This is a genomic window from Streptomyces sp. Y309 (genome assembly GCF_056712025.1).
This window is the reverse complement of sequence record NZ_CM160048.1, coordinates 4,231,208-4,248,788: the sequence shown is the minus strand read 5'-3', so window position 1 is coordinate 4,248,788 and position 17,581 is coordinate 4,231,208. Positions and strand designations below refer to the sequence as shown.

General features: G+C 71.5%; 20 protein-coding genes. 15 read left to right on the top strand and 5 right to left on the bottom strand.

All coding sequences use genetic code 11. The annotated features are described in order from the left end of the window. The first annotated feature begins 5 nt into the window (after positions 1–5). The 3 genes from AC0KTA_RS16915 (at position 6) to AC0KTA_RS16905 (ending at position 4,319) form a co-directional block, all read left to right on the top strand. Complete coding sequence (locus tag AC0KTA_RS16915) at positions 6–1,169, top strand: DUF2786 domain-containing protein (RefSeq protein WP_481055944.1); 1,164 nt, start codon at positions 6–8, stop codon at positions 1,167–1,169. Between the two features lie 76 nt (positions 1,170–1,245). Then, on the top strand, positions 1,246–1,641 hold the full coding sequence (locus tag AC0KTA_RS16910; RefSeq protein ID WP_481055943.1) for a MerR family transcriptional regulator: 396 nt from the start codon (positions 1,246–1,248) through the stop codon (positions 1,639–1,641). Positions 1,642–1,913: 272 nt separating this feature from the next. Beyond that, complete coding sequence (locus AC0KTA_RS16905; protein ID WP_481055942.1) at positions 1,914–4,319, top strand: FUSC family protein; 2,406 nt, start codon at positions 1,914–1,916, stop codon at positions 4,317–4,319. Positions 4,320–4,367: 48 nt separating this feature from the next. On the opposite strand, the gene AC0KTA_RS16900 is transcribed toward AC0KTA_RS16905, so the two are convergent. From AC0KTA_RS16900 to rpmB, 3 genes are all read right to left on the bottom strand, one after another. Next, positions 4,368–4,853 carry a hypothetical protein gene (locus tag AC0KTA_RS16900; RefSeq protein WP_481055941.1) on the bottom strand — a complete coding sequence of 162 codons (486 nt, stop codon included), beginning with the start codon at positions 4,851–4,853 and terminating at the stop codon, positions 4,368–4,370. A gap of 89 nt (positions 4,854–4,942) precedes the next feature. Then, entirely contained in the window at positions 4,943–5,248 is a 306-nt protein-coding gene (rpsN, locus tag AC0KTA_RS16895; RefSeq protein WP_189731536.1) for a 30S ribosomal protein S14, read from the bottom strand. Beyond that, positions 5,248–5,484, bottom strand: a complete 237-nt coding sequence (gene rpmB / locus AC0KTA_RS16890; RefSeq protein ID WP_189731537.1) for a 50S ribosomal protein L28 — start codon at positions 5,482–5,484, stop codon at positions 5,248–5,250. The genes rpsN and rpmB overlap by 1 nt, the downstream gene beginning before the upstream one ends. A 72-nt stretch (positions 5,485–5,556) precedes the next feature. Here rpmB and rpmG point away from each other — a divergent pair, with 72 nt between their 5' ends. The 5 genes from rpmG to AC0KTA_RS16865 all read left to right on the top strand — a co-directional run bounded on the left by rpmG (position 5,557) and on the right by AC0KTA_RS16865 (position 8,065). Further along, complete coding sequence (rpmG, locus tag AC0KTA_RS16885; RefSeq protein WP_030361075.1) at positions 5,557–5,721, top strand: 50S ribosomal protein L33; 165 nt, start codon at positions 5,557–5,559, stop codon at positions 5,719–5,721. 4 nt (positions 5,722–5,725) lie between these two features. Next, positions 5,726–5,974 (top strand): type B 50S ribosomal protein L31, encoded by a 249-nt coding sequence (locus AC0KTA_RS16880; RefSeq protein WP_481055940.1) that lies wholly within the window; start codon positions 5,726–5,728, stop codon positions 5,972–5,974. Between the two features lie 71 nt (positions 5,975–6,045). Next, a complete protein-coding gene (locus tag AC0KTA_RS16875) occupies positions 6,046–7,176 on the top strand; it encodes a CobW family GTP-binding protein (RefSeq protein WP_481056452.1) in 1,131 nt (376 codons plus the stop codon). Between the two features lie 2 nt (positions 7,177–7,178). Further along, positions 7,179–7,424, top strand: a complete 246-nt coding sequence (gene rpsR / locus AC0KTA_RS16870) for a 30S ribosomal protein S18 (protein ID WP_481055939.1) — start codon at positions 7,179–7,181, stop codon at positions 7,422–7,424. A 401-nt stretch (positions 7,425–7,825) separates the two neighbouring features. Then, positions 7,826–8,065, top strand: a complete 240-nt coding sequence (locus AC0KTA_RS16865; protein ID WP_481055938.1) for a DUF397 domain-containing protein — start codon at positions 7,826–7,828, stop codon at positions 8,063–8,065. 136 nt (positions 8,066–8,201) lie between these two features. Here AC0KTA_RS16865 and AC0KTA_RS16860 read toward each other — a convergent pair whose 3' ends face one another. After that, a complete protein-coding gene (locus AC0KTA_RS16860) occupies positions 8,202–8,711 on the bottom strand; it encodes an ATP-binding protein (protein ID WP_481055937.1) in 510 nt (169 codons plus the stop codon). A 315-nt stretch (positions 8,712–9,026) separates the two neighbouring features. Between AC0KTA_RS16860 and AC0KTA_RS16855 the strand changes: the two genes are divergently transcribed. From AC0KTA_RS16855 to AC0KTA_RS16830, 6 genes are all read left to right on the top strand, one after another. After that, positions 9,027–9,941 (top strand): helix-turn-helix domain-containing protein, encoded by a 915-nt coding sequence (locus AC0KTA_RS16855; protein WP_481055936.1) that lies wholly within the window; start codon positions 9,027–9,029, stop codon positions 9,939–9,941. A gap of 61 nt (positions 9,942–10,002) precedes the next feature. Beyond that, positions 10,003–11,460: an aldehyde dehydrogenase family protein gene (locus AC0KTA_RS16850; protein WP_481055935.1), complete on the top strand. Its 1,458-nt coding sequence runs from the start codon at positions 10,003–10,005 to the stop codon at positions 11,458–11,460. A gap of 176 nt (positions 11,461–11,636) precedes the next feature. After that, a complete protein-coding gene (locus AC0KTA_RS16845) occupies positions 11,637–12,188 on the top strand; it encodes a DinB family protein (RefSeq protein ID WP_481055934.1) in 552 nt (183 codons plus the stop codon). 84 nt (positions 12,189–12,272) lie between these two features. After that, on the top strand, positions 12,273–12,920 hold the full coding sequence (locus tag AC0KTA_RS16840; protein WP_481055933.1) for a PadR family transcriptional regulator: 648 nt from the start codon (positions 12,273–12,275) through the stop codon (positions 12,918–12,920). A gap of 134 nt (positions 12,921–13,054) precedes the next feature. Next, positions 13,055–14,035 carry an ATP-binding cassette domain-containing protein gene (locus tag AC0KTA_RS16835; protein WP_481055932.1) on the top strand — a complete coding sequence of 327 codons (981 nt, stop codon included), beginning with the start codon at positions 13,055–13,057 and terminating at the stop codon, positions 14,033–14,035. A gap of 8 nt (positions 14,036–14,043) precedes the next feature. Beyond that, entirely contained in the window at positions 14,044–14,874 is an 831-nt protein-coding gene (locus tag AC0KTA_RS16830) for an ABC transporter permease (RefSeq protein ID WP_481056451.1), read from the top strand. A gap of 237 nt (positions 14,875–15,111) precedes the next feature. Here AC0KTA_RS16830 and gad read toward each other — a convergent pair whose 3' ends face one another. Beyond that, the gene (gad, locus tag AC0KTA_RS16825; protein ID WP_481055931.1) at positions 15,112–16,527 is read right to left on the bottom strand and encodes a glutamate decarboxylase; all 1,416 of its coding nucleotides are present in this window, start codon (positions 16,525–16,527) and stop codon (positions 15,112–15,114) included. A gap of 187 nt (positions 16,528–16,714) precedes the next feature. Here gad and AC0KTA_RS16820 point away from each other — a divergent pair, with 187 nt between their 5' ends. Next, on the top strand, positions 16,715–17,482 hold the full coding sequence (locus AC0KTA_RS16820; protein WP_481055930.1) for a MerR family transcriptional regulator: 768 nt from the start codon (positions 16,715–16,717) through the stop codon (positions 17,480–17,482). The last annotated feature ends 99 nt before the right edge of the window (positions 17,483–17,581 follow it).

Here is a 17,581-nt window from a genome sequence, read left to right as displayed (position 1 = left end):
GGGGTATGGAATCGGTGATCGACAGGGCGTTCGCGGCGGCGCTGTACGGGGGAGACGCGCGATCCGGGCACGCGGACGACGGCCTCGACACCGCCGCGTCCCTGCTCGCCGCCGACCCCACCGCCGACGTCGAACTCGCCGCCCGCGGCGAGGAGTTGATACGCCGCGCCTGGGGACGCGGCTGGCAGCCCGCCGACGTCCTGCGCCTGGTCCGCCGCGACCTCGGCGAACCCCACGTACGCCTCGCCGCCGCCCTGATCCGCGCCGAGACCCGCCGCTACAGCCCCGACCGGCTCCCCGCCCGCTGGCCCGCCCAGCTCGCCGCCCTCGACGACCACGCGCCCTGGCGGGCCCCCGACCGCTTCGCCCACGCCACCGCCGTACTAGCCCTCTACCGCCTGCTCCTCCGCCTTCCCCCGATCGAGCCGGTCGCCCCGGCCCCGGGCACCCCCCTCCACGTACCCCCTCCCCACCCCGGCGACGAACCCCGAGCCCTCACCCGCATCCGCGCCCTGCTCGCCAAGGCCGAGGCGACCGGGTATCCGGAGGAGGCGGAGGCGCTGACCGCCAAGGCGCAGGAGCTGATGGCCCGGCACAGCGTCGACGAGGCGCTGCTCGCCGCGCGCACGCACGCGAAGGACGCGCCCGGCGCCTGCCGCGTCGGCGTCGACGCCCCGTACGAGACCGCGAAGGCGATCCTCCTGGACGCCGTGGCCGCCGCGAACCGCTGCCGTGCCGTCTGGAACGAGGCGTACTCCTTCTCCACGGTCGTCGGCTTCGAGCCCGACCTGGAACTGACGGAACTCCTCTACACCTCCCTCCTCGTGCAGGGCACGGCCGCGATGACCAAGGCCGAGGCCGGGCAGCGCGCGGGCGGCCGCAAGCGCACGAAGACGTTCCGGCAGGCCTTCCTGATGGCGTACGCCCAACGCCTCGGCGCCCGCCTGGAGGCCGCCGCGGCCCCCGTCACGCACACCGACGCCGAAGACGGCACCCTGCTCCCGGTCCTCGCCGCCCGGGACGTCGCGGTCACCGACCGCGCCGAGCGGATGTTCCCCGAGACGACCACGGCGCGGGTGCGCGGCGTACGCGACGGGGAGGGCTGGGCGCAGGGCGCGGCGGCTGCGGACCGGGCACGGATGGGGCACGCGACGCCGCTGGAACGCTAACGTTCACACACGTGTGAAGGTACGCGGCCGAAGCAACCGAAGAATCCCGGAAGCAACCGGAGAAACAGGGGGAACCATGCGCATCGGAGAACTCGCGGAACGCACCGGCACGCCCCGCAGGCTGCTGCGCTACTACGAGGAACAGGGCCTGATCGTCGCCGACCGCGCCCCGAACGGCTACCGCGACTACGACGCGTCGACCGTGGACCGCGTCATCCAGGTCCGCGGCCTCCTGGACGCGGGCCTGCCCACCCGCATCATCAAGCAGATCCTCCCCTGCCTCGACAAGCCCCGCGCCATCCACTTCCCGGACGCCACCCCCGAGATGCTCGCCACCCTGGAACGCGAACGCGACCGCATGGCCCGGCGCGTGGAGTGCCTGACCCGCAACCGCGACGCGATCGAGGAGTACCTGACCGCGGTACGCGCGAAACGCGGGGAGCCCGAACCGGCAACCCCCACCGGCAGGTAGCCGCCGAACCGTCCGGAGGGGACGTGCCGGTATGTCCGCGCGCAGCTCGGGCGCGCACGCCGTCCGTACCGGACATGCCTCGGGCGCCACAGGCGCGAGCACGGACATACCGGCGCGGCCCCGCCCCACAACCGAACAAGGGGCGGAGCAACCCCCACCGGGGGGAAAGCCGAACGAGGAACCACCCAGAGCCGCCAGCAGCCCAGAGCCGTCAGCCGCAGCCAGCCGCCCACCCAGCCGATCCGCCCGATATGCCCCGTATCATCGCCGGAGTGACCTGGTGGCGAGCCCTGAAGCAGACGGCGCGCTCCGGGCTTGCCGTGGAGCGGCGGCGGCTGGAGCCGCTGGTCGCGCTGCGCGGCGCGGCGGGTCTGGCGATCGTGATCGGCCTCAGCCTCACCCTCTTCGGCCCGGCGGTCGCCGCCAGCTCCGCCTTCGGCGCGTTCCAGGCGGCCATCGCCACGTTCCAGCGCAGCTGGCGCCCCCGGCCCGAACTCGCCATCGCCTCCGGCACCAGCCTCGCGCTCTCCACCTTCCTCGGCTACCTCACCGGCAGCCATCTCCTCCTCTTCCTCGCCCTGCTCGCCCTCTGGACCTTCCTCGCGGGCCTGAGCTGGGCGGCGGGCCCGACCATCGGCCTCATCGCCACGTCCAACGTGGCGATCATGCTGGTCACGATCACCCTGCCCACGTCGGTCGCCGCCGCGGCCGGGCACGCCGCGATGATGGTCGTGGGCGGCGCCGTCCAGGCGGGCCTGGTGATCCTCTTCCCGGTACGCCGCTGGGGCGCCCACCGCGACGCGCTCGCCGACGCCCTGGCCGCCGAGGCGGACTACGCGCGCCGCCTGCGCCACGACCCCGTCGCCCCGTTCGACCCGGCCCCGCTGATGACGGCCCGCGCCGCCGCCCACATCACTCCGCGCCAGGCCCGCACCCGCCCCGCCGAACTCCACGGCGCCCGCGGCCTCGCCGAACGCATCCGCCCCGTCCTCGCCTCCCTCGCCGACCCGGCCCTCGGCGTCCCGGCGGAGGGCCCCGAACGCGACCGCGTACGCGAACTCCTCGGCGCGGCGGGCGCCATCCTCGACGCGGCCGCCCGAGCCATCCGCCACGGCAGCCCCGTGGACCTCCCCGCGTCCGCGGTATCCACGTTCCGCACCCCGGACACGGCAACGATCCTCACGGGCCCACCCCACAGAGCAGCCCAACGCCTGGGCACACTCCTACGGGACGTAGTGGAGGTAGCAGGCGGCCCAGGCCCACCTCCCGCCGCGGTCCCACCGACCACCACTCCCGCACCCAGCCCACCCGCCCCTGCTCCCGCCCCCAGCCCACCCGCCCCTGATCCCGCCGCGGGCCCACCCGCCCCCGCTCCCGCCGCAGGCGGCGGCCCCGCCCAGAGCTCGCCCGAGGCCGCTCTCCCTGTGGGCGGCTGGGCCGCCCAGGGGGCGGATCCCGACCCAAAGAGAGCCCAGGCCGACGGGACCATCCCGACGAGCGGCAACCTGGTCCGCCCGGGGCTCACGGCCCTGGTTCCGGCCGCCCTGCGGGCCATGCGCGCCGAGCTGAGGCTCCGCTCCGCGGTGACCCGACACGCCGTGCGGGTCACCACCGTCGCCACCGCGGGCTACGCCGTGGCCCACTACCTCCCCCTGGGCCACGGCTACTGGGCCCCCATGGCCTCGGTCATGGTCATGCGCCCCGACTTCTCCCAGACGTACGCCCGCGCAGTCGCCCGCTTCGGCGGCACCCTGGTGGGCGTGGCCCTGGCCACGGCGGTGGTCAGGCTCGCCCAGCCGGGCACCCACCTCTCGGGCACCCTCGCCGTGGCGAGCGCGGGCCTGATGTACCTCCTGATGCGCACGGGCCAATTCGCCGCCCAGGCCTGCGTCGCCGCGTACGTCGTCTTCCTCCTCGGCATGGGCGGCGAACAGTGGACCCAGACGGTCCCGGAACGCGTCGTCCTGACGCTCCTCGGCGGCATCCTCGCCATGACGGCGTACGCCCTGTACCCCGCCTGGGAGACCCCGCGCCTGCGCACCCGCCTAGCCGACTGGCTGACGGCGTCGGGCCGTTACGCCGCGGCGGTCGTCGGCCACTACGCGGACCCGGCGGGCAAGAACTGCCCGGACGTCCGCGAGGCCCTGCTCACGGCCCGCGACGCCCGCGCCGCCTGGCAGGAGGCGGTCGAACGCGCCGAGCACGAACCCGTACGCCACCGCGGTCTCTCCCGCGCCGCGGCCGCCGACGCCGAACACGCCCTGGCCCAGGTCGGCCGCGTCGCGATGCTCCTGGAGGCCCACCTCCCGGACCGGGGCACACCCCCGGTCCCCGCCGCCGCCCGCCTCGCGGACACCCTGCGCACCGCCACCGAACAGGGCGCGAAGGCCGTACGCGAACGCCGCGTCCCCCGCTGGGACCCGGTCCGCGAGGCCCTGGACGCCTGGGAGTCCGCCGACGCCCCCGACCGCGTCGTACGCCGCGGCGGCACCCTCCTCCTCAAGGCCCTGGACGACCTCTCCGACGCCCTGGACACGGCGCCGCCGCCGATGCTGGTCGACGGCAGCGACAGCAACGTACGCAAACGGGAAACCCCGGAACCGCCGGAGAAGCGGAACGAACCGCCCCCGGAAACGCCGAACGGGCCGCAGGGCCCGGAAGGCCCCACGACCCGCTGACGGAACGGCCCGTCAGGACTGCGGCAGACGTCAGGACCGCCCCAGACGTCAGGACTGCGGAATGTCCGCCGTAGGCAGCCCCTCCGGCAGCTTCCCGCCCTTCGTCTTCAGGAACTCGTCCTTCCCGAAGCCCTGCCAGGCGACCTTCAGCGTCTTGCCGTCGACGGACTCGACCCGCCCGTCGGTGCGGTCCATGTCGCCGTCGGCGCACTTGAGCTTGAGCGTCTGCGCGCCCCCCGCCTCGCCGGCGGTGCCGTTGCACACGTGCTCGCCGACCAGCGTCGCCCGCTTGCCGGTGATCACGAGCGCGACCGGCTTGCCGCCGGTGGTGGCGACCCAGCTGCCCTCCAGGCCGCCACCGCTCGCGGCGCCCTCGTCGCCGGAGCCCGCGTCGTCCGAGCCGCCGGAGCCCGGCGTCTTGGACGCGCTGTCCGCCGCGCCCTTGTCCTTGTCCCCGTCGTCATCGCCGTCACTGCTGCAACCGGTCAGGACGAGCGCGGCGGCCAGCGAGGCCACCGCGGCGCCGATCGTCATGCTGCGGACACTGCGGACACGCGTATGCACTGAAGTCCCCCTATGTGGAGCGTCGTTCCGGGCCACGGCCCGATGAATCGCGCGCCAAGCTACCAGGAGGATTTGCGCACGCCGGGCAGGAATCCGGCGTGGGCCTGCTCACGCAGCCGCACCCGGGACAGGCCGAACGTGCCCACGTACCCGCGCGGACGACCGTCCACGCTGTCCCGGTTGCGCACCCGCGTCGCGCTCGCGTCGCGCGGCTGACGGGCCAATTCCCGCTGGGCGGCGAGCCGTTCGGCGTCCGGCGTGGACGGCCTGCGGATGATCTCCTTCAGCTCGGCCCGGCGCGCCGCGTACCGCGCGACGATCGCGCGCCGCTTCTCGTTCTTCGCGATCTTGCTCTGCTTGGCCATCAGACCTTCACCCCACGGGCACGGATCCTGGCCACGGCGGCCTCGACGCCGATCGTGTCGACGGTCTTGATCCCCTTGGCGCTCAGCCGCAGGCGTACGTACCGGCCCTCGCTCGGCAGCCAGTACCGCTTGCGCTGGATGTTGGGGTCGAAGCGGCGCGGCGTGCGCCGGTGCGAATGGGAGATGTTGTTGCCGAACCCCGGCTTCGCGCCGGTGAGCTGGCAGTGGGCGGACATGGTGACGCACCTCTCGCTCGGTTTCCCTCCCGTCCATTTGGAAACGGGATTCATTTTCATATACTAGCGCTCATGGCTCGCAACGAACTCCGCCCGGTCATCAAGCTCCGGTCCACCGCCGGAACCGGCTACACGTACGTGACCCGCAAGAACCGCCGCAACGACCCCGACCGCCTGACCCTGCGCAAGTACGACCCGGTGGCCGGCCGGCACGTCGACTTCCGAGAGGAGCGCTGACCCCATGCGACCCGGAATCCACCCGCCGTACGGCCCCGTCGTCTTCCGCGACAAGGCCGCGGACTTCGCCTTCCTCACCCGCTCGACGGCGACCAGCGACAAGACGATCGACTGGGAGGACGGCAACACGTACCCCGTCATCGACGTCGAGATCTCCTCCGCGAGCCACCCCTTCTACACGGGACAGCAGCGCGTCCTCGACACCGCGGGCCGCGTGGAGCGCTTCGAGCGGCGTTACGGCGGAGGACGCTGATGGGTGCCTCCGACGCCCCCGGCGCCCCCGGCGCCCGCGACGGCGGTGGCCGGGAGCCGGCGGCCGGCCGCATGGACGTCGCCGTCGTCGCGGGCCTGCACGCAGACGCCCGCGCCGCCGCCGTCGCCCGGCTCCTCGCCACGGTGCCGGGCAGCGTCGCGCTCCACCACGACCTGTCGACCGCCGCGGACGGCACGGTCACGCGGACCGTGCGCGACGCGGGCGGCGTGCTCTCCACCGGCGAGGCGCCGCTGGTCAACGACTGCGCCTGCTGCGCGCTGCGCGAGGACCTGGTGCCCGAGCTCGAGCGGCTCGCCGGGAGCGGGCTCACCCGGCTCGCGATCGTCGAACTCTGGGACTCCGTCGAGCCGAAGGCGATGGCCGAGGTCATCGCCGGGTACGGCTCGGACGCGCTGCGGCTGAGCGGCGTGCTCACCGCCGTCGACCCGAGCCTGCTGCTTCCCTACCTCGCCAACGGCGACGACCTGATGGAGGCCGGGCTCGCCGCGGCCGCCTCCGACCAGCGCACCGTCGCCGACACCTGGGCGCGCCAGCTCGAATACCCGCCCGTGCTCGCCGTCCTGGAGTCCGAGGACGCCGACGCGGAGGACCGGGCACTGCTCGCGCAGCTCCACCCGACAGCCCGCCAGGTTCCGATCGGCCACGGTGACCTGGCGGGCGCCGCGCTCGGCGGCTTCGACGTGGAGGCGGCGGCCGCGGCCCAGCACCCCGCCTGCGCGCTGCTGCCCGCCGAAGCCGACGACAGCGGCGTGAGTACGTTCGTGTGGCACCGCGAGCGGCCCTTCCACCCGGAGCGGCTCTACGCCGCCCTGGAGGACCTGACCTGTGCCGCCGCCCGCAGCCGCGGCCGCTTCTGGCTCGCCGACCGGCCCGACACGCTGCTCGCGTGGGACGCGGCGGGCGGCGCGCTGTGCGTGGAGAACGCGGGGCCGTGGCTGGCCTCGCTGCCGGACGCCGCCTGGGAGATGGTCCCGCCGGTGCGCCGGGCCGCCGCCGCGCTCGACTGGCACCCCGAGCACGGGGACTGCTGCCAGCACCTCGTCTTCACCTCGCCCGGCCTGGACCGCGACGGACTCACCCAGGTCCTGGAGTCCTGCCTGCTCACGGACGAGGAGTACGCCGCCGGGCGCGCCGCCTGGAAGACCCTGCCCCCCGCCTTCGACGCCCTCCTGGAGGTCTGACGTTGTCCCCGTCCCCGCGCCGCGCCGACCGCGGCAAGCCGCTCAAGTCCCGCCCCAACCCCTTGGATGTCGCAGGCATTACGTACATCGACTACAAGGACACCGACCTGCTGCGGAAGTTCATCTCCGACCGCGGCAAGATCCGCAGCCGCAGGGTCACGCGGGTGACCGTGCAGCAGCAGCGACAGCTGGCCAAGGCCATCAAGAACGCCCGCGAGATGGGTCTCCTTCCGTACGCGTCCCGTTGAGGCCGTACGTGTCCCGTTGAGGACGTACGCGTCCGCTGAGGACGCCGACGTACCCCACCGCGCCGACATACCACACCGCCGCCGCGCGACCGACACCTCCCGACCTGCCGCCCGTTACTGAGAAGTAGGGTGCAAGCACGGGATGTCCGTCGTGCGGCGGCGGTGTTGCGTCTTCGGCCAAAAAGGAGCCAGAAAGCCTTCCCCTGCGTCTGCCTAAGTGGAGGTACGGGGACGGTCGTTCGCATGTCACGGGGGCATGGGGGAAGCGGCGGGAGGGGCTGTAACCAGCTCACCACGGCGCGTGCACGTGCATCTGCCCATGCATCGGCACATGAACACGGCTATGATCCGGGACAGTTGACAGCTACAACAACAGCCACGGCACCACCGGGGAGCGACCTGTGCACCACGTGTTCAACGGCATGGCGGCCACGGATCTTCACGGGGTGGTCTGGCAGAAGAGCAGGCACAGCAACTCGCAGGGCGCCTGCGTGGAGTTCGCGAAACTACCGGGCGGCGACGTGGCCGTCCGCAACTCGCGGTTTCCCGACGGACCCGCACTCGTCTACACGCGCGCCGAGATCGAGGCCATGCTGCTCGGCATGAAGGACGGCGAGTTCGACGACCTGATCGGCGGCTGACCACCGCGGATCCTGCTCGGTGCCCGACCGCACCGACGAAGTCGGCGCCGACCGCACCGACGAGAACGGTGCCCGACGGCACCGATGAGAGAGGAAACGGGGGCAGGGCTGTTCCGGCGGCCGCCGGCCCGAGGGCCTAGGCCAGCTGGAACAGCGCCCACACCACCTTGCCGTTCAGCGCGCCCGCCAGCGGGTGCCAGCCCCAGCCGTCGCTGAACGAGTCCACCAGGAACAGGCCGCGGCCCGACTCCGCGGAGAAGTCGTCCTCCGCCTCCTCGCGCGCGACCGGACTCTCGTCGCTGGGATCGCGCACCGCGCACACCAGCCGCGAGGTCCAGCGCATCATGTGCAGCCGCACGGGCGCGTCCTCGGTACCGCCGACCGGACACGCGGCGCGCGGGGTGTCCGCGGGCAGCGCGTGCCGCAGGGCGTTGGTGACGAGTTCGGAGACGACGAGCGCGATGTCGTCGAAGCGCTCCTCCAGCTCCCACGACACCAGCGTCTTGCGGGTGAACTGCCGTGCGCTGCCGACGGCTTCATAGCGGGCGGGAAGAGCGCAGGAGGCCGCACTGGAGACCGCGGAGGGGTCGAGCGGAGGAAGGCCCTGCCGTAACGGCTCGAGCATGGTCGATCCATTCGTCCCCATGCGAGGCACTCCCCGGTTTTCGCGGTTCGCGGTACAAAGCGATCGTGCGGTGGCGCGGTCGGTACAGCCGGGCGGCACAGCGATGGCGCAGCAGTGACGCGCGGACCATGGTTCCGAATGCGTACAGCAGATGCAAGGGCAGATGCACGTGCACGCGCCGGACTTGACCGTTCCTAGGCTGCTTCTAGCCCATTTCTTCCTACGACTTCTTGTGGAGAGCTTCCGGAGGCTTTCCGTTTCCGTAACCGAACGAGTACGGCCCGAAGCGTTTAATGGCAGACTGCGGGTCTCACACCTTGGGGAGGACTGAGCGAAGTGACCGCTGGGGAGTCGAGCGGCTCGGTGGTACGGCGCATTCTGCTGGGCTCGCAACTGAGGCGCCTGAGGGAGTCGCGGGGCATCACCCGTGAAGCGGCCGGCTACTCGATCCGCGCATCTGAATCGAAGATCAGCCGCATGGAGTTGGGACGGGTGAGCTTCAAGTCGAGGGACGTCGAGGACCTCCTGACGCTCTACGGCGTCATGGACGAGGCGGAGCGCAACGCACTCCTCTCGCTCGCCAAGGAGGCCAACCTGACGGGCTGGTGGCACAGTTACTCGGACGTCCTGCCCGGTTGGTTCCAGACATATATCGGTCTGGAGGGTGCCGCCTCCCTGATCCGCGTCTATGAGGTCCAGTTCATCAACGGGCTGCTGCAGACCGAGGCGTATGCCCACGCGGTCGTGGAGCGCGGCATGAAGGCCGCCGCCGCAGGCAAGCCGGGCGGAACCGGCAAGTCCGGCCGCGGCGGGCGGCTCAATCAGGCCGACGTCGACCGGCGCGTGGCCCTGCGCCTGGAGCGCCAGAAGCTGCTCGTGTCCGAGCGCGCGCCGAAGTTCCAGTGCGTCCTGGACGAGGCGGCCCTGCGCCGCCCGTACGGCGACCGGGAAGTGATGCGCGGCCAGATCCAGCATCTCATCGACATCTCCGAGCGCCCCAATGTGACGCTGCAGGTCATGCCGTTCACCTTCGGCGGACACGCGGGCGAGTCGGGCGCGTTCACGATGCTCAGCTTCCCGGAGTCCGACCTCTCCGACGTCGTCTATCTGGAGCAGCTCACGGGCGCCCTTTATCTGGACAAGCGCGAAGAAGTCGCCCAGTACGAGGGCGCGATGGCCGAGTTGCAGCAGGACTGTCCAGATCCGGCCGACAGCCGTGACCTTCTGCGTGGTCTACTCCAACTGACCTGAATCGTCATTAGGATGACGTGAAATCAGGTGTCTGCACTTCTGCGGCAAGGGGTCTCGCGTCATGTCCTTCTTCACCGATCTGGCTCACCAGTACATCGACGGTGAGTGGAAGGCCGGCTCCGGTTCCTGGGACATCATCGACTTCAATCCGTACAACGGGGAGAAGCTGGCGTCGATCACGGTCGCCACTGCGGACGAGGTGGACCAGGCGTATCGGGCGGCGCAGCGCGCACAGGAGGCATGGGGCGCGACCAACCCCTATGCCCGGCGCGCGGTCTTCGAGCGGGTCCTGCGGATCATCGAGGACCGCGAGGCCGAGATCACCGAGGCGATCGTCGCGGAGCTCGGCGGCACGCTCGTCAAGGCCGGCTTCGAGCTGTACCTGGCCAAGGAGTTCCTGCGCGAGGCGATACACCTCGCGCTCGCCCCGCAGGGCCGCATACTCCCCTCGCCCGACGACACCAAGGAGAACCGCCTCTACCGCCTGCCGGTGGGCGTCGTCGGCGTCATCAGCCCGTTCAACTTCCCCTTCCTGCTGTCGATCAAGTCGGTGGCCCCCGCGATCGCGCTCGGCAACGCCGTCGTCCTGAAGCCGCACCAGAACGCGCCGGTGCTCGGCGGCAGCCTCCTCGCCAAGATCTTCGAGGACGCCGGCCTGCCGCCGGGCGTCCTGAACGTCGTCATCACGGACATCGCGGAGATCGGCGACGCGCTGATCGAGCACCCGGTGCCGGGCGTCATCTCCTTCACGGGATCGGACGCCGTCGGCCGTCACGTCGCCACGGTCTGCGCCCAGAACTTCAAGCGCTGCGTCCTCGAACTCGGCGGCAACAGCGCCCTGATCGTCCTCGACGACGCCGACGTGGACTACGCCGTCGACGCCGCCGTCTTCAGCCGCTTCGTGCACCAGGGCCAGGTCTGCATGGCCGCGAACCGCATCCTCGTGGACCGCGCCGTGGAGGCCGAGTTCACCGAGAAGTTCGTCGCCAAGGTCAAGTCCCTGAAGGTCGGCGACCCGGCGGACCCGGAGACGCACATCGGCCCGCTCATCAACTCCTCGCAGGCGGACGGGGTTTCGTCGCTCGTCGCGCAGACCGTCCAGGCGGGCGCCAAGGCCCTGCTGCACGGCCGCACCGAGGGCAACCTGGTCGCCCCGTCCGTCCTCACCGACCTGCCCGACGACTCGCCCGTGCTGCGCCAGGAGATCTTCGGCCCGGTCGCGCTCCTGCTGCCCTTCGACGGCGAGGAGGAGGCCGTCCGCATCGCCAACGACACTCCGTACGGCCTGAGCGGCGCCGTCCACACCGGCGACACCGAGCGCGGCGTCCGGCTCGCGCAGCGCATCAGGAGCGGCATGATCCACATCAACGACGGCACCGTGCACGACGAGCCGATCGTGCCCTTCGGCGGCGAGAAGCACTCGGGCATCGGTCGCCTCAACGGCGACGCGACGATCGAGGCGTTCACGACCCACAAGTGGATCTCGGTGCAGTACGGCCGCTCGCGCTTCCCGTTCTGAGCTCGCGCTTCCCGTTCGGAGCTCGCGCTTCCCGTTCGGATGTCGCGTACGCCTTTCTCGCGAGCTCTTCTCGTATGTCGCGGACCCTTGCGGACAGAACCTGTCCGCAAGGGTCCGTAGCGTCTGTGGTGTCGGAAAGCCCGGCGGCCCCCAGGGGGCGAAGAGAGGCGGACACCATGGTCACCCACGTCAACGCGGAGCACCCCGGCGACGAGCGCGGCGCTCTGATCGCCTTCGTAGACGCCCAGCGCGGCGGCATCCGCCGCTCGGTGCTCGGACTGAGCGACGAGCAGGCGTCGGCCCGCCCGAGCGCCAGCGAGCTGTCCCTCGGCGGCCTCGTCAAGCACGTCGCCGAGACCGAGCTGAACTGGCTGCGCCTGGCCCAGCAGAAGCCCAACGAGCGGCAGCGCACCGAGGAGACCTGGGCCGACAGCTTCCGCCTCGTCGAGGGCGAGACGCTCGCCGACGTGCTCGCCTTCTGGCGGCAAGTGGCCGCCGAGACCGAGGAGTTCATCCGCGCGGTGCCGAGCCTCGACGACACCTTCCCGCTGCCGGACCAGCCCTGGTTCCCCGACGACGGCGCGGTGTCGATGCGCTGGCTGATGCTGCACCTGGTCGAGGAGATCGGCCGGCACGCGGGGCACGCCGACATCATCCGGGAGTCCCTGGACGGAAAGACGGCCTTCGAGCTGGTCGCGATGGACCAGGGATACGCTAGTCAAAGTTGAATGGCTGTGTTGAACGGCTTGAACGGCTTGAACGGCTTGCAGGGCTTGAACAGCTTGAGGGGCTGTCTCGGAGAGGTGTGGTGAATGTCGGCGATCCGGCTGCTGGTCCTTGGTGCCGTCCGTCAGCACGGGCGGGCGCACGGCTACCAGGTGCGCAACGACCTGGAGTACTGGGGCGCCCACGAGTGGTCCAAGGCCAAGCCGGGCTCGATCTACCACGCCCTGAAGCAGATGGCGAAGCAGGGCCTGCTGCTCGAGCACGAGACGGCGCCGTCCGCCGCGGGCGGCCCGCCGCGCACGGAGTACGAGATCACGGACAAGGGCATGGAGGAGTTCCACGCCCTTGTCCGCGCCGCCCTGACCACCGTCGCGCACGACCAGCAGTCCGACGTGCTCTCGGCGGGGGTCGGCTTCATGGTCGACCTGCCGCGCGAGGAGGTCGTCGCGCTCCTGAAGGAGCGGATGCGCGCCCTGGAGGGCTGGCGCCACTCCGTCACGGAGTACTACACCCCGGAGGACGGCCCCGAACAGCTGGGCCACATCGGGGAGATCATGAATCTCTGGGTGATGTCGGCCGACGCGGGCGCGGAGTGGACCAAGGGCCTCATCGAGCGGATCGAGCACGGCTCGTACGTCTTCGCCGGTGAGGGGGAGCCGTTCGTGGCGGTGCTCGCGGAGGGCGAGGAGAACCCGTTCGCGACGGGGGAGAAGCACCCCGGGGACGCCCGCTGACGCCACACGGGAGGCTGCGTTCGCTGTGACGCGGCTCACCCTCAATCCCTGTTAATCAAGTTTGACTAACCGACCGCCCGGGGTTACCTTCGTCCCTCTAGTCAATCTTGACTAGATGGCCTGGAGGGAGACGGATGACGGACGCGATCGTCGTCGAAGGAGCACGGAAGCGGTATGGCGAGAAGCGGGCCCTGGACGGGCTCGACCTGGTGGCCGCGCGAGGCACGGTGCACGGCGTGCTCGGGCCGAACGGCGCGGGCAAGACCACAGCGGTGCGGATCATGGCCACGCTGCTCCGGGCGGACGAGGGGCGCGTGGAGATCGCCGGGTACGACGCGGGACGGCAGGCGGGCGAGGTGCGCCGCCGCATCGGCCTGCTCGGCCAGCACGCCGCGGTCGACGAGGAGCTCAGCGGATGGCAGAACCTGGAGATGTTCGGCCGCCTCTACCACCTGGGAGCGCGCCACGCGCGCGAGCGGGCCGGTGAGCTCCTGGAGCGCTTCGGCCTCGGCGACACCGGCCGCAAGGCGGTCAAGCAGTACAGCGGCGGCATGCGGCGCCGCCTGGACCTCGCGGCATCGCTGATCACGGAACCGGCGGTGCTGTTCCTGGACGAGCCGACCACGGGCCTGGACCCGCGCGGCCGCGCCGAGGTGTGGGACGCGGTGCGCTCCCTGGTCGGCGGCGGCACGACGGTGCTCCTGACCACCCAATACCTGGAGGAGGCCGACCAGTTGGCCGACCGCATCTCCCTGATCGACCACGGCAGGGTCATCGCGGAGGGCACCGCGGACGACCTGAAGGCGAAGCTCGGCGGCGACCGCATCGACGTCGTGGTGCGCGACGGGGCCCAACTGGTGCGCGCGGCACGGCTGCTGCCGGGCGCCGACGTCCACTTCGACGACGTGACGGTCGACGCCGACCGGCGCCTGGCCAGCGCGCCGGTGACCGACCGCATGGAGGCGCTGACCCGGGTCGTGCGGGCGCTCCAGGAGGAGGGCATCGAGGCGGAGGACGTCGCGGTGCGCAGGCCGACCCTCGACGAGGTGTTCCTGCGCCTGACGGGGCGTACGGAGGATGCGGACGGTACGGACCGGATGAAGGAGGCCGTGTGAGTACGACGATGACGGGCGGCGGGCCGGTGGCGGCGGCGTCCGGGGCGGGCGGCTCGCGGATCGGCTGGGCGGTCACCGACTCCTGGACGATGACGCGGCGCGAGCTCGCCCACTGGGCGCGGCAGCCGGTGCAGGTCTTCGTGGGGCTCGCCTTCCCCGTGATGATGCTGCTGATGTTCAACTACCTCATCGGCGGCGGCAAGGGCATCGAGGGCGACTACGCCGAGTTCCTGGTGCCCGGCATGTTCGCGCTGACCATGGTGTTCGGCCTGGACGCCACGATGGTCGCGGTCACCACCGACCTCAACAAGGGCGTGGTGGACCGCTTCCGCGCCATGCCGATGACCAACGGGGCGGTCCTGGTGGGCCGTTCGGTGGCGGACATGCTCCAGTCCTTCGCCTCCCTCGTCGTCATGATGGGCGTCGGCCTCACGATCGGCTGGCGCTGGCACGGGTCGCTCGCCGGGGTCCTCGGGGCCATGGCCCTGCTCATGCTGCTGCGGTTCGCGATGCTCTGGATCGGCATCTACCTGGCGATGGTCGCGGGCAAGCCGGAGCTGGTGATGGCCGTGCAGATCCTGGTCTGGCCGGTCGGCTTCCTCTCCAACGCCTTCACCGTCCCGCAGAATATGCCGGACTGGCTGGGGGCGGTGGTCGAGTGGAACCCGATGTCGGCCACGGGGACGGCGGTGCGGGATCTCTTCGGCAATGAGCCCGGGGTGACCGGCACGTCCTGGGCGGCCGAACACGCCGGCCTCCTCGCGGTGGTGTGGCCGGTGCTGCTGGTGGCCTTGTTCCTGCCGCTGGCGGTGCGGAGGTTCGGGGCGCTGAGCAAGTAGGGCCCTGCGGGGCTTTCCCCCATCCCACCCCTTCCCGAAACCGGGGGCTCTGCCCCCGGACCCCCGCTCCTCAAACGCCGGAGGGGCTATATCCCACCCGCCCGCCCTTTCTAGCCCGTCCGGCGTTTGAGGACGAGCCGCGGAGCGGCGATACGGGGGTCCAGGGGGCGGCAGCCCCCTGGTTACGGGAAGGGGCGGGATTGGGGAGCCTCCGGCAGGACCCCGCCCACCCCCACCTCAGTGGTGAAACCCCGTCGCCGCCCCCCGATCCCGCGTCAGCGGACCCGACTGCCGCCGCAGCTCCGGCAGCAACCGCCCGAGATCCTCGACGAACAGCTGCGCAAGGTCGGCCGAGAACCCGTTCCGGCACACGACCCGGAGAACGGCCAGATCCTCCCGGTCGGCCGGGAACGTGTACGCCGGCACCAACCACCCCCGCTCCCGCAACCGCCGAGCCACATCGAACACGTCGTACGCCGAAACGTCCGCCCCAGTAGTGAACGCGAACACCGGAAGCTCACCACCACGCGTGAGAAGCCGGAAGTCGCCCAGGGCCTCCACCCGCTCCGCAAGCCCCCGCGCAACGTCCCGGGACGCCTGCTGCACCGCCCGGTACCCCTCCCGCCCGAGCCGCAGAAACGTGTAGTACTGCGCCACGACCTGCGCCCCGGGCCGGGAGAAGTTCAGCGCGAACGTCGGCATGTCACCGCCGAGATAGTTCACGCGGAACACCAGCTCCTCCGGCAGCTCGGCGGGCGTACGCCACAGCGCCCAGCCGACGCCCGGGTAGACGAGCCCGTACTTGTGCCCGGAGGTGTTGATCGACGACACGCGCGGCAGCCGGAAGTCCCAGACGAGGTCCTCGTCGAGGAACGGCGCGATCATCGCCCCGGAGGCGCCGTCGACGTGGACGGGGATGTCCAGACCCGTGCGCTCCTGGAGGGCGTCCAGCGCCGCGCAGACGTCCGCCACGGGCTCGTACGAGCCGTCGAACGTGGACCCCAGGACGGCGACGACGCCGATGGTGTTCTCGTCGCAGAGCGCCGCCGCGGCCTCGGGGGAGAGGTGGAAGCGGTCGCCCTCCATGGGCACCTGGCGCGCCTCCACCTCCCAGAAGGTGCAGAACTTCTCCCAGCAGACCTGCACGTTCACGCCCATCACCAGGTTCGGGCGGGCCTCGCGCGAGGGATAGCGGCCGGCGTTCCGCCGCATCCAGCGCCGCTTGAGCGCCATCCCGGCGAGCATGCACGCCTCGCTCGACCCGGTGGTCGAGCACCCGACGGCCGCCCCCGGGTCCGGGGCGTTCCACAGGTCGGCGAGCATCGCCACACAGCGGCGCTCCAGCTCCGCCGTACGCGGGTACTCGTCCTTGTCGATCATGTTCTTGTCCCGGCACTCCGCCATCAGCACACTGGCCTGCGGCTCCATCCAGGTGGTGACGAAGGTGGCCAGGTTGAGCCGCGAGTTCCCGTCGAGCATCAGCTCGTCATGGACCAGCTGGTACGCGGTCGCGGGCGGCATGGGATCCCGCGGGAGCCGGTGCTTGGGCGGGGCCTGCGCCATGCCGCCGACCGGGTTCGCCTCGCCGTAGAACGGGTTGACGGACAGCGGGCGCTCGTCGCGGCGGTCGTCCGTGCCACGGTGCAGCGACATGGCGGTGCCTCCGTTGCTCGGGGCGGGCGGTTCTCGCGGTCACTGTAGGCGGACAAACGCGGCATAACATCCCGAGGATTCCGAGAAGCCCGAGAGCTCGGACTTGCACCTCACGTTTCGGACTTGCACCTCACGTGACGTGAGGACCCAGCCTGAGGGGCGTACCGAGAAAGAGAGGGCGGAGGTCATGAGCTACTCCGTGGGACAGGTCGCCGGTTTCGCCGGGGTCACGGTGCGCACGCTGCACCACTACGACGAGATCGGTCTGCTGGTGCCCAGTGAGCGCAGCCACGCCGGTCACCGCCGCTACAGCGACGCGGACCTGGACCGGCTCCAGCAGATCCTGTTCTACCGGGAGCTGGGCTTCCCCCTCGACGAGGTCGCGGCCCTGCTCGACGACCCCCGGGCGGACCCGCGCGCGCACCTGCGCCGCCAGCACGAGCTGCTGACCGCCCGGATCGCCAAGCTGCAGCAGATGGCCGAGGCCGTGGAGACCGCCATGGAGGCGAGACGCATGGGCATCAACCTCACGCCCGAGGAGAAGTTCGAGGTCTTCGGAGACTTCGATCCCGACCAGCACGCGGAGGAGGTGGAGCGCCGCTGGGGCGACACCGAGGCGTACGCCGAGTCGCAGCGCCGCACCGCCGCGTACACCAAGGAGGACTGGAAGCGGCTGACCGAGGAGCTCGACGCCATCCACGCGCGCATGGGCGACCTGTTGGCCGCCGGGGTGCCCGCGGACTCCGCCGAGGCGATGGACGTGGCGGAGGAGCACCGCCGCTTCATCTCCTCCAGCTACTACGACTGCGCGCACGAGCTGCACACCTGCCTCGGCGACATGTACGTGTCCGACCCCCGCTTCACGGCCACGTACGAGGCCATCCGGCCGGGCCTGGCGGTGTACATGCGCGACGCGATGCGCGCGAACGCGGCCCGCGGGGGGTCCGCGGGCTGACGGGCCGGCGCGGTCGGTGGGGGGCGGGGTGAGCCGGGTGCGCCCCTGGGCATCCGGTGGAACCTGTCCGTGTCACCCTGCGTTGGTAACTTTGGGCGG

Bases quoted from the DNA above. Each gene is read 5' to 3' on its own strand.
- AC0KTA_RS16915 (WP_481055944.1), top strand. From the start codon at position 6: ATGGAATCGGTGATCGACAGGGCGTTCGCGGCGGCGCTGTACGGGGGA.
- AC0KTA_RS16910 (WP_481055943.1), top strand. From the start codon at position 1,246: ATGCGCATCGGAGAACTCGCGGAACGCACCGGCACGCCCCGCAGGCTG.
- AC0KTA_RS16900 (WP_481055941.1), bottom strand. From the start codon at position 4,853: ATGACGATCGGCGCCGCGGTGGCCTCGCTGGCCGCCGCGCTCGTCCTG.
- rpsN (WP_189731536.1), bottom strand. From the start codon at position 5,248: ATGGCCAAGCAGAGCAAGATCGCGAAGAACGAGAAGCGGCGCGCGATC.
- rpmB (WP_189731537.1), bottom strand. From the start codon at position 5,484: ATGTCCGCCCACTGCCAGCTCACCGGCGCGAAGCCGGGGTTCGGCAAC.
- rpmG (WP_030361075.1), top strand. From the start codon at position 5,557: ATGGCTCGCAACGAACTCCGCCCGGTCATCAAGCTCCGGTCCACCGCC.
- AC0KTA_RS16880 (WP_481055940.1), top strand. From the start codon at position 5,726: ATGCGACCCGGAATCCACCCGCCGTACGGCCCCGTCGTCTTCCGCGAC.
- AC0KTA_RS16875 (WP_481056452.1), top strand. From the start codon at position 6,046: ATGGACGTCGCCGTCGTCGCGGGCCTGCACGCAGACGCCCGCGCCGCC.
- AC0KTA_RS16860 (WP_481055937.1), bottom strand. From the start codon at position 8,711: ATGGGGACGAATGGATCGACCATGCTCGAGCCGTTACGGCAGGGCCTT.
- AC0KTA_RS16850 (WP_481055935.1), top strand. From the start codon at position 10,003: ATGTCCTTCTTCACCGATCTGGCTCACCAGTACATCGACGGTGAGTGG.
- AC0KTA_RS16845 (WP_481055934.1), top strand. From the start codon at position 11,637: ATGGTCACCCACGTCAACGCGGAGCACCCCGGCGACGAGCGCGGCGCT.
- AC0KTA_RS16840 (WP_481055933.1), top strand. From the start codon at position 12,273: ATGTCGGCGATCCGGCTGCTGGTCCTTGGTGCCGTCCGTCAGCACGGG.
- AC0KTA_RS16835 (WP_481055932.1), top strand. From the start codon at position 13,055: ATGACGGACGCGATCGTCGTCGAAGGAGCACGGAAGCGGTATGGCGAG.
- AC0KTA_RS16830 (WP_481056451.1), top strand. From the start codon at position 14,044: ATGACGGGCGGCGGGCCGGTGGCGGCGGCGTCCGGGGCGGGCGGCTCG.
- gad (WP_481055931.1), bottom strand. From the start codon at position 16,527: ATGTCGCTGCACCGTGGCACGGACGACCGCCGCGACGAGCGCCCGCTG.
- AC0KTA_RS16820 (WP_481055930.1), top strand. From the start codon at position 16,715: ATGAGCTACTCCGTGGGACAGGTCGCCGGTTTCGCCGGGGTCACGGTG.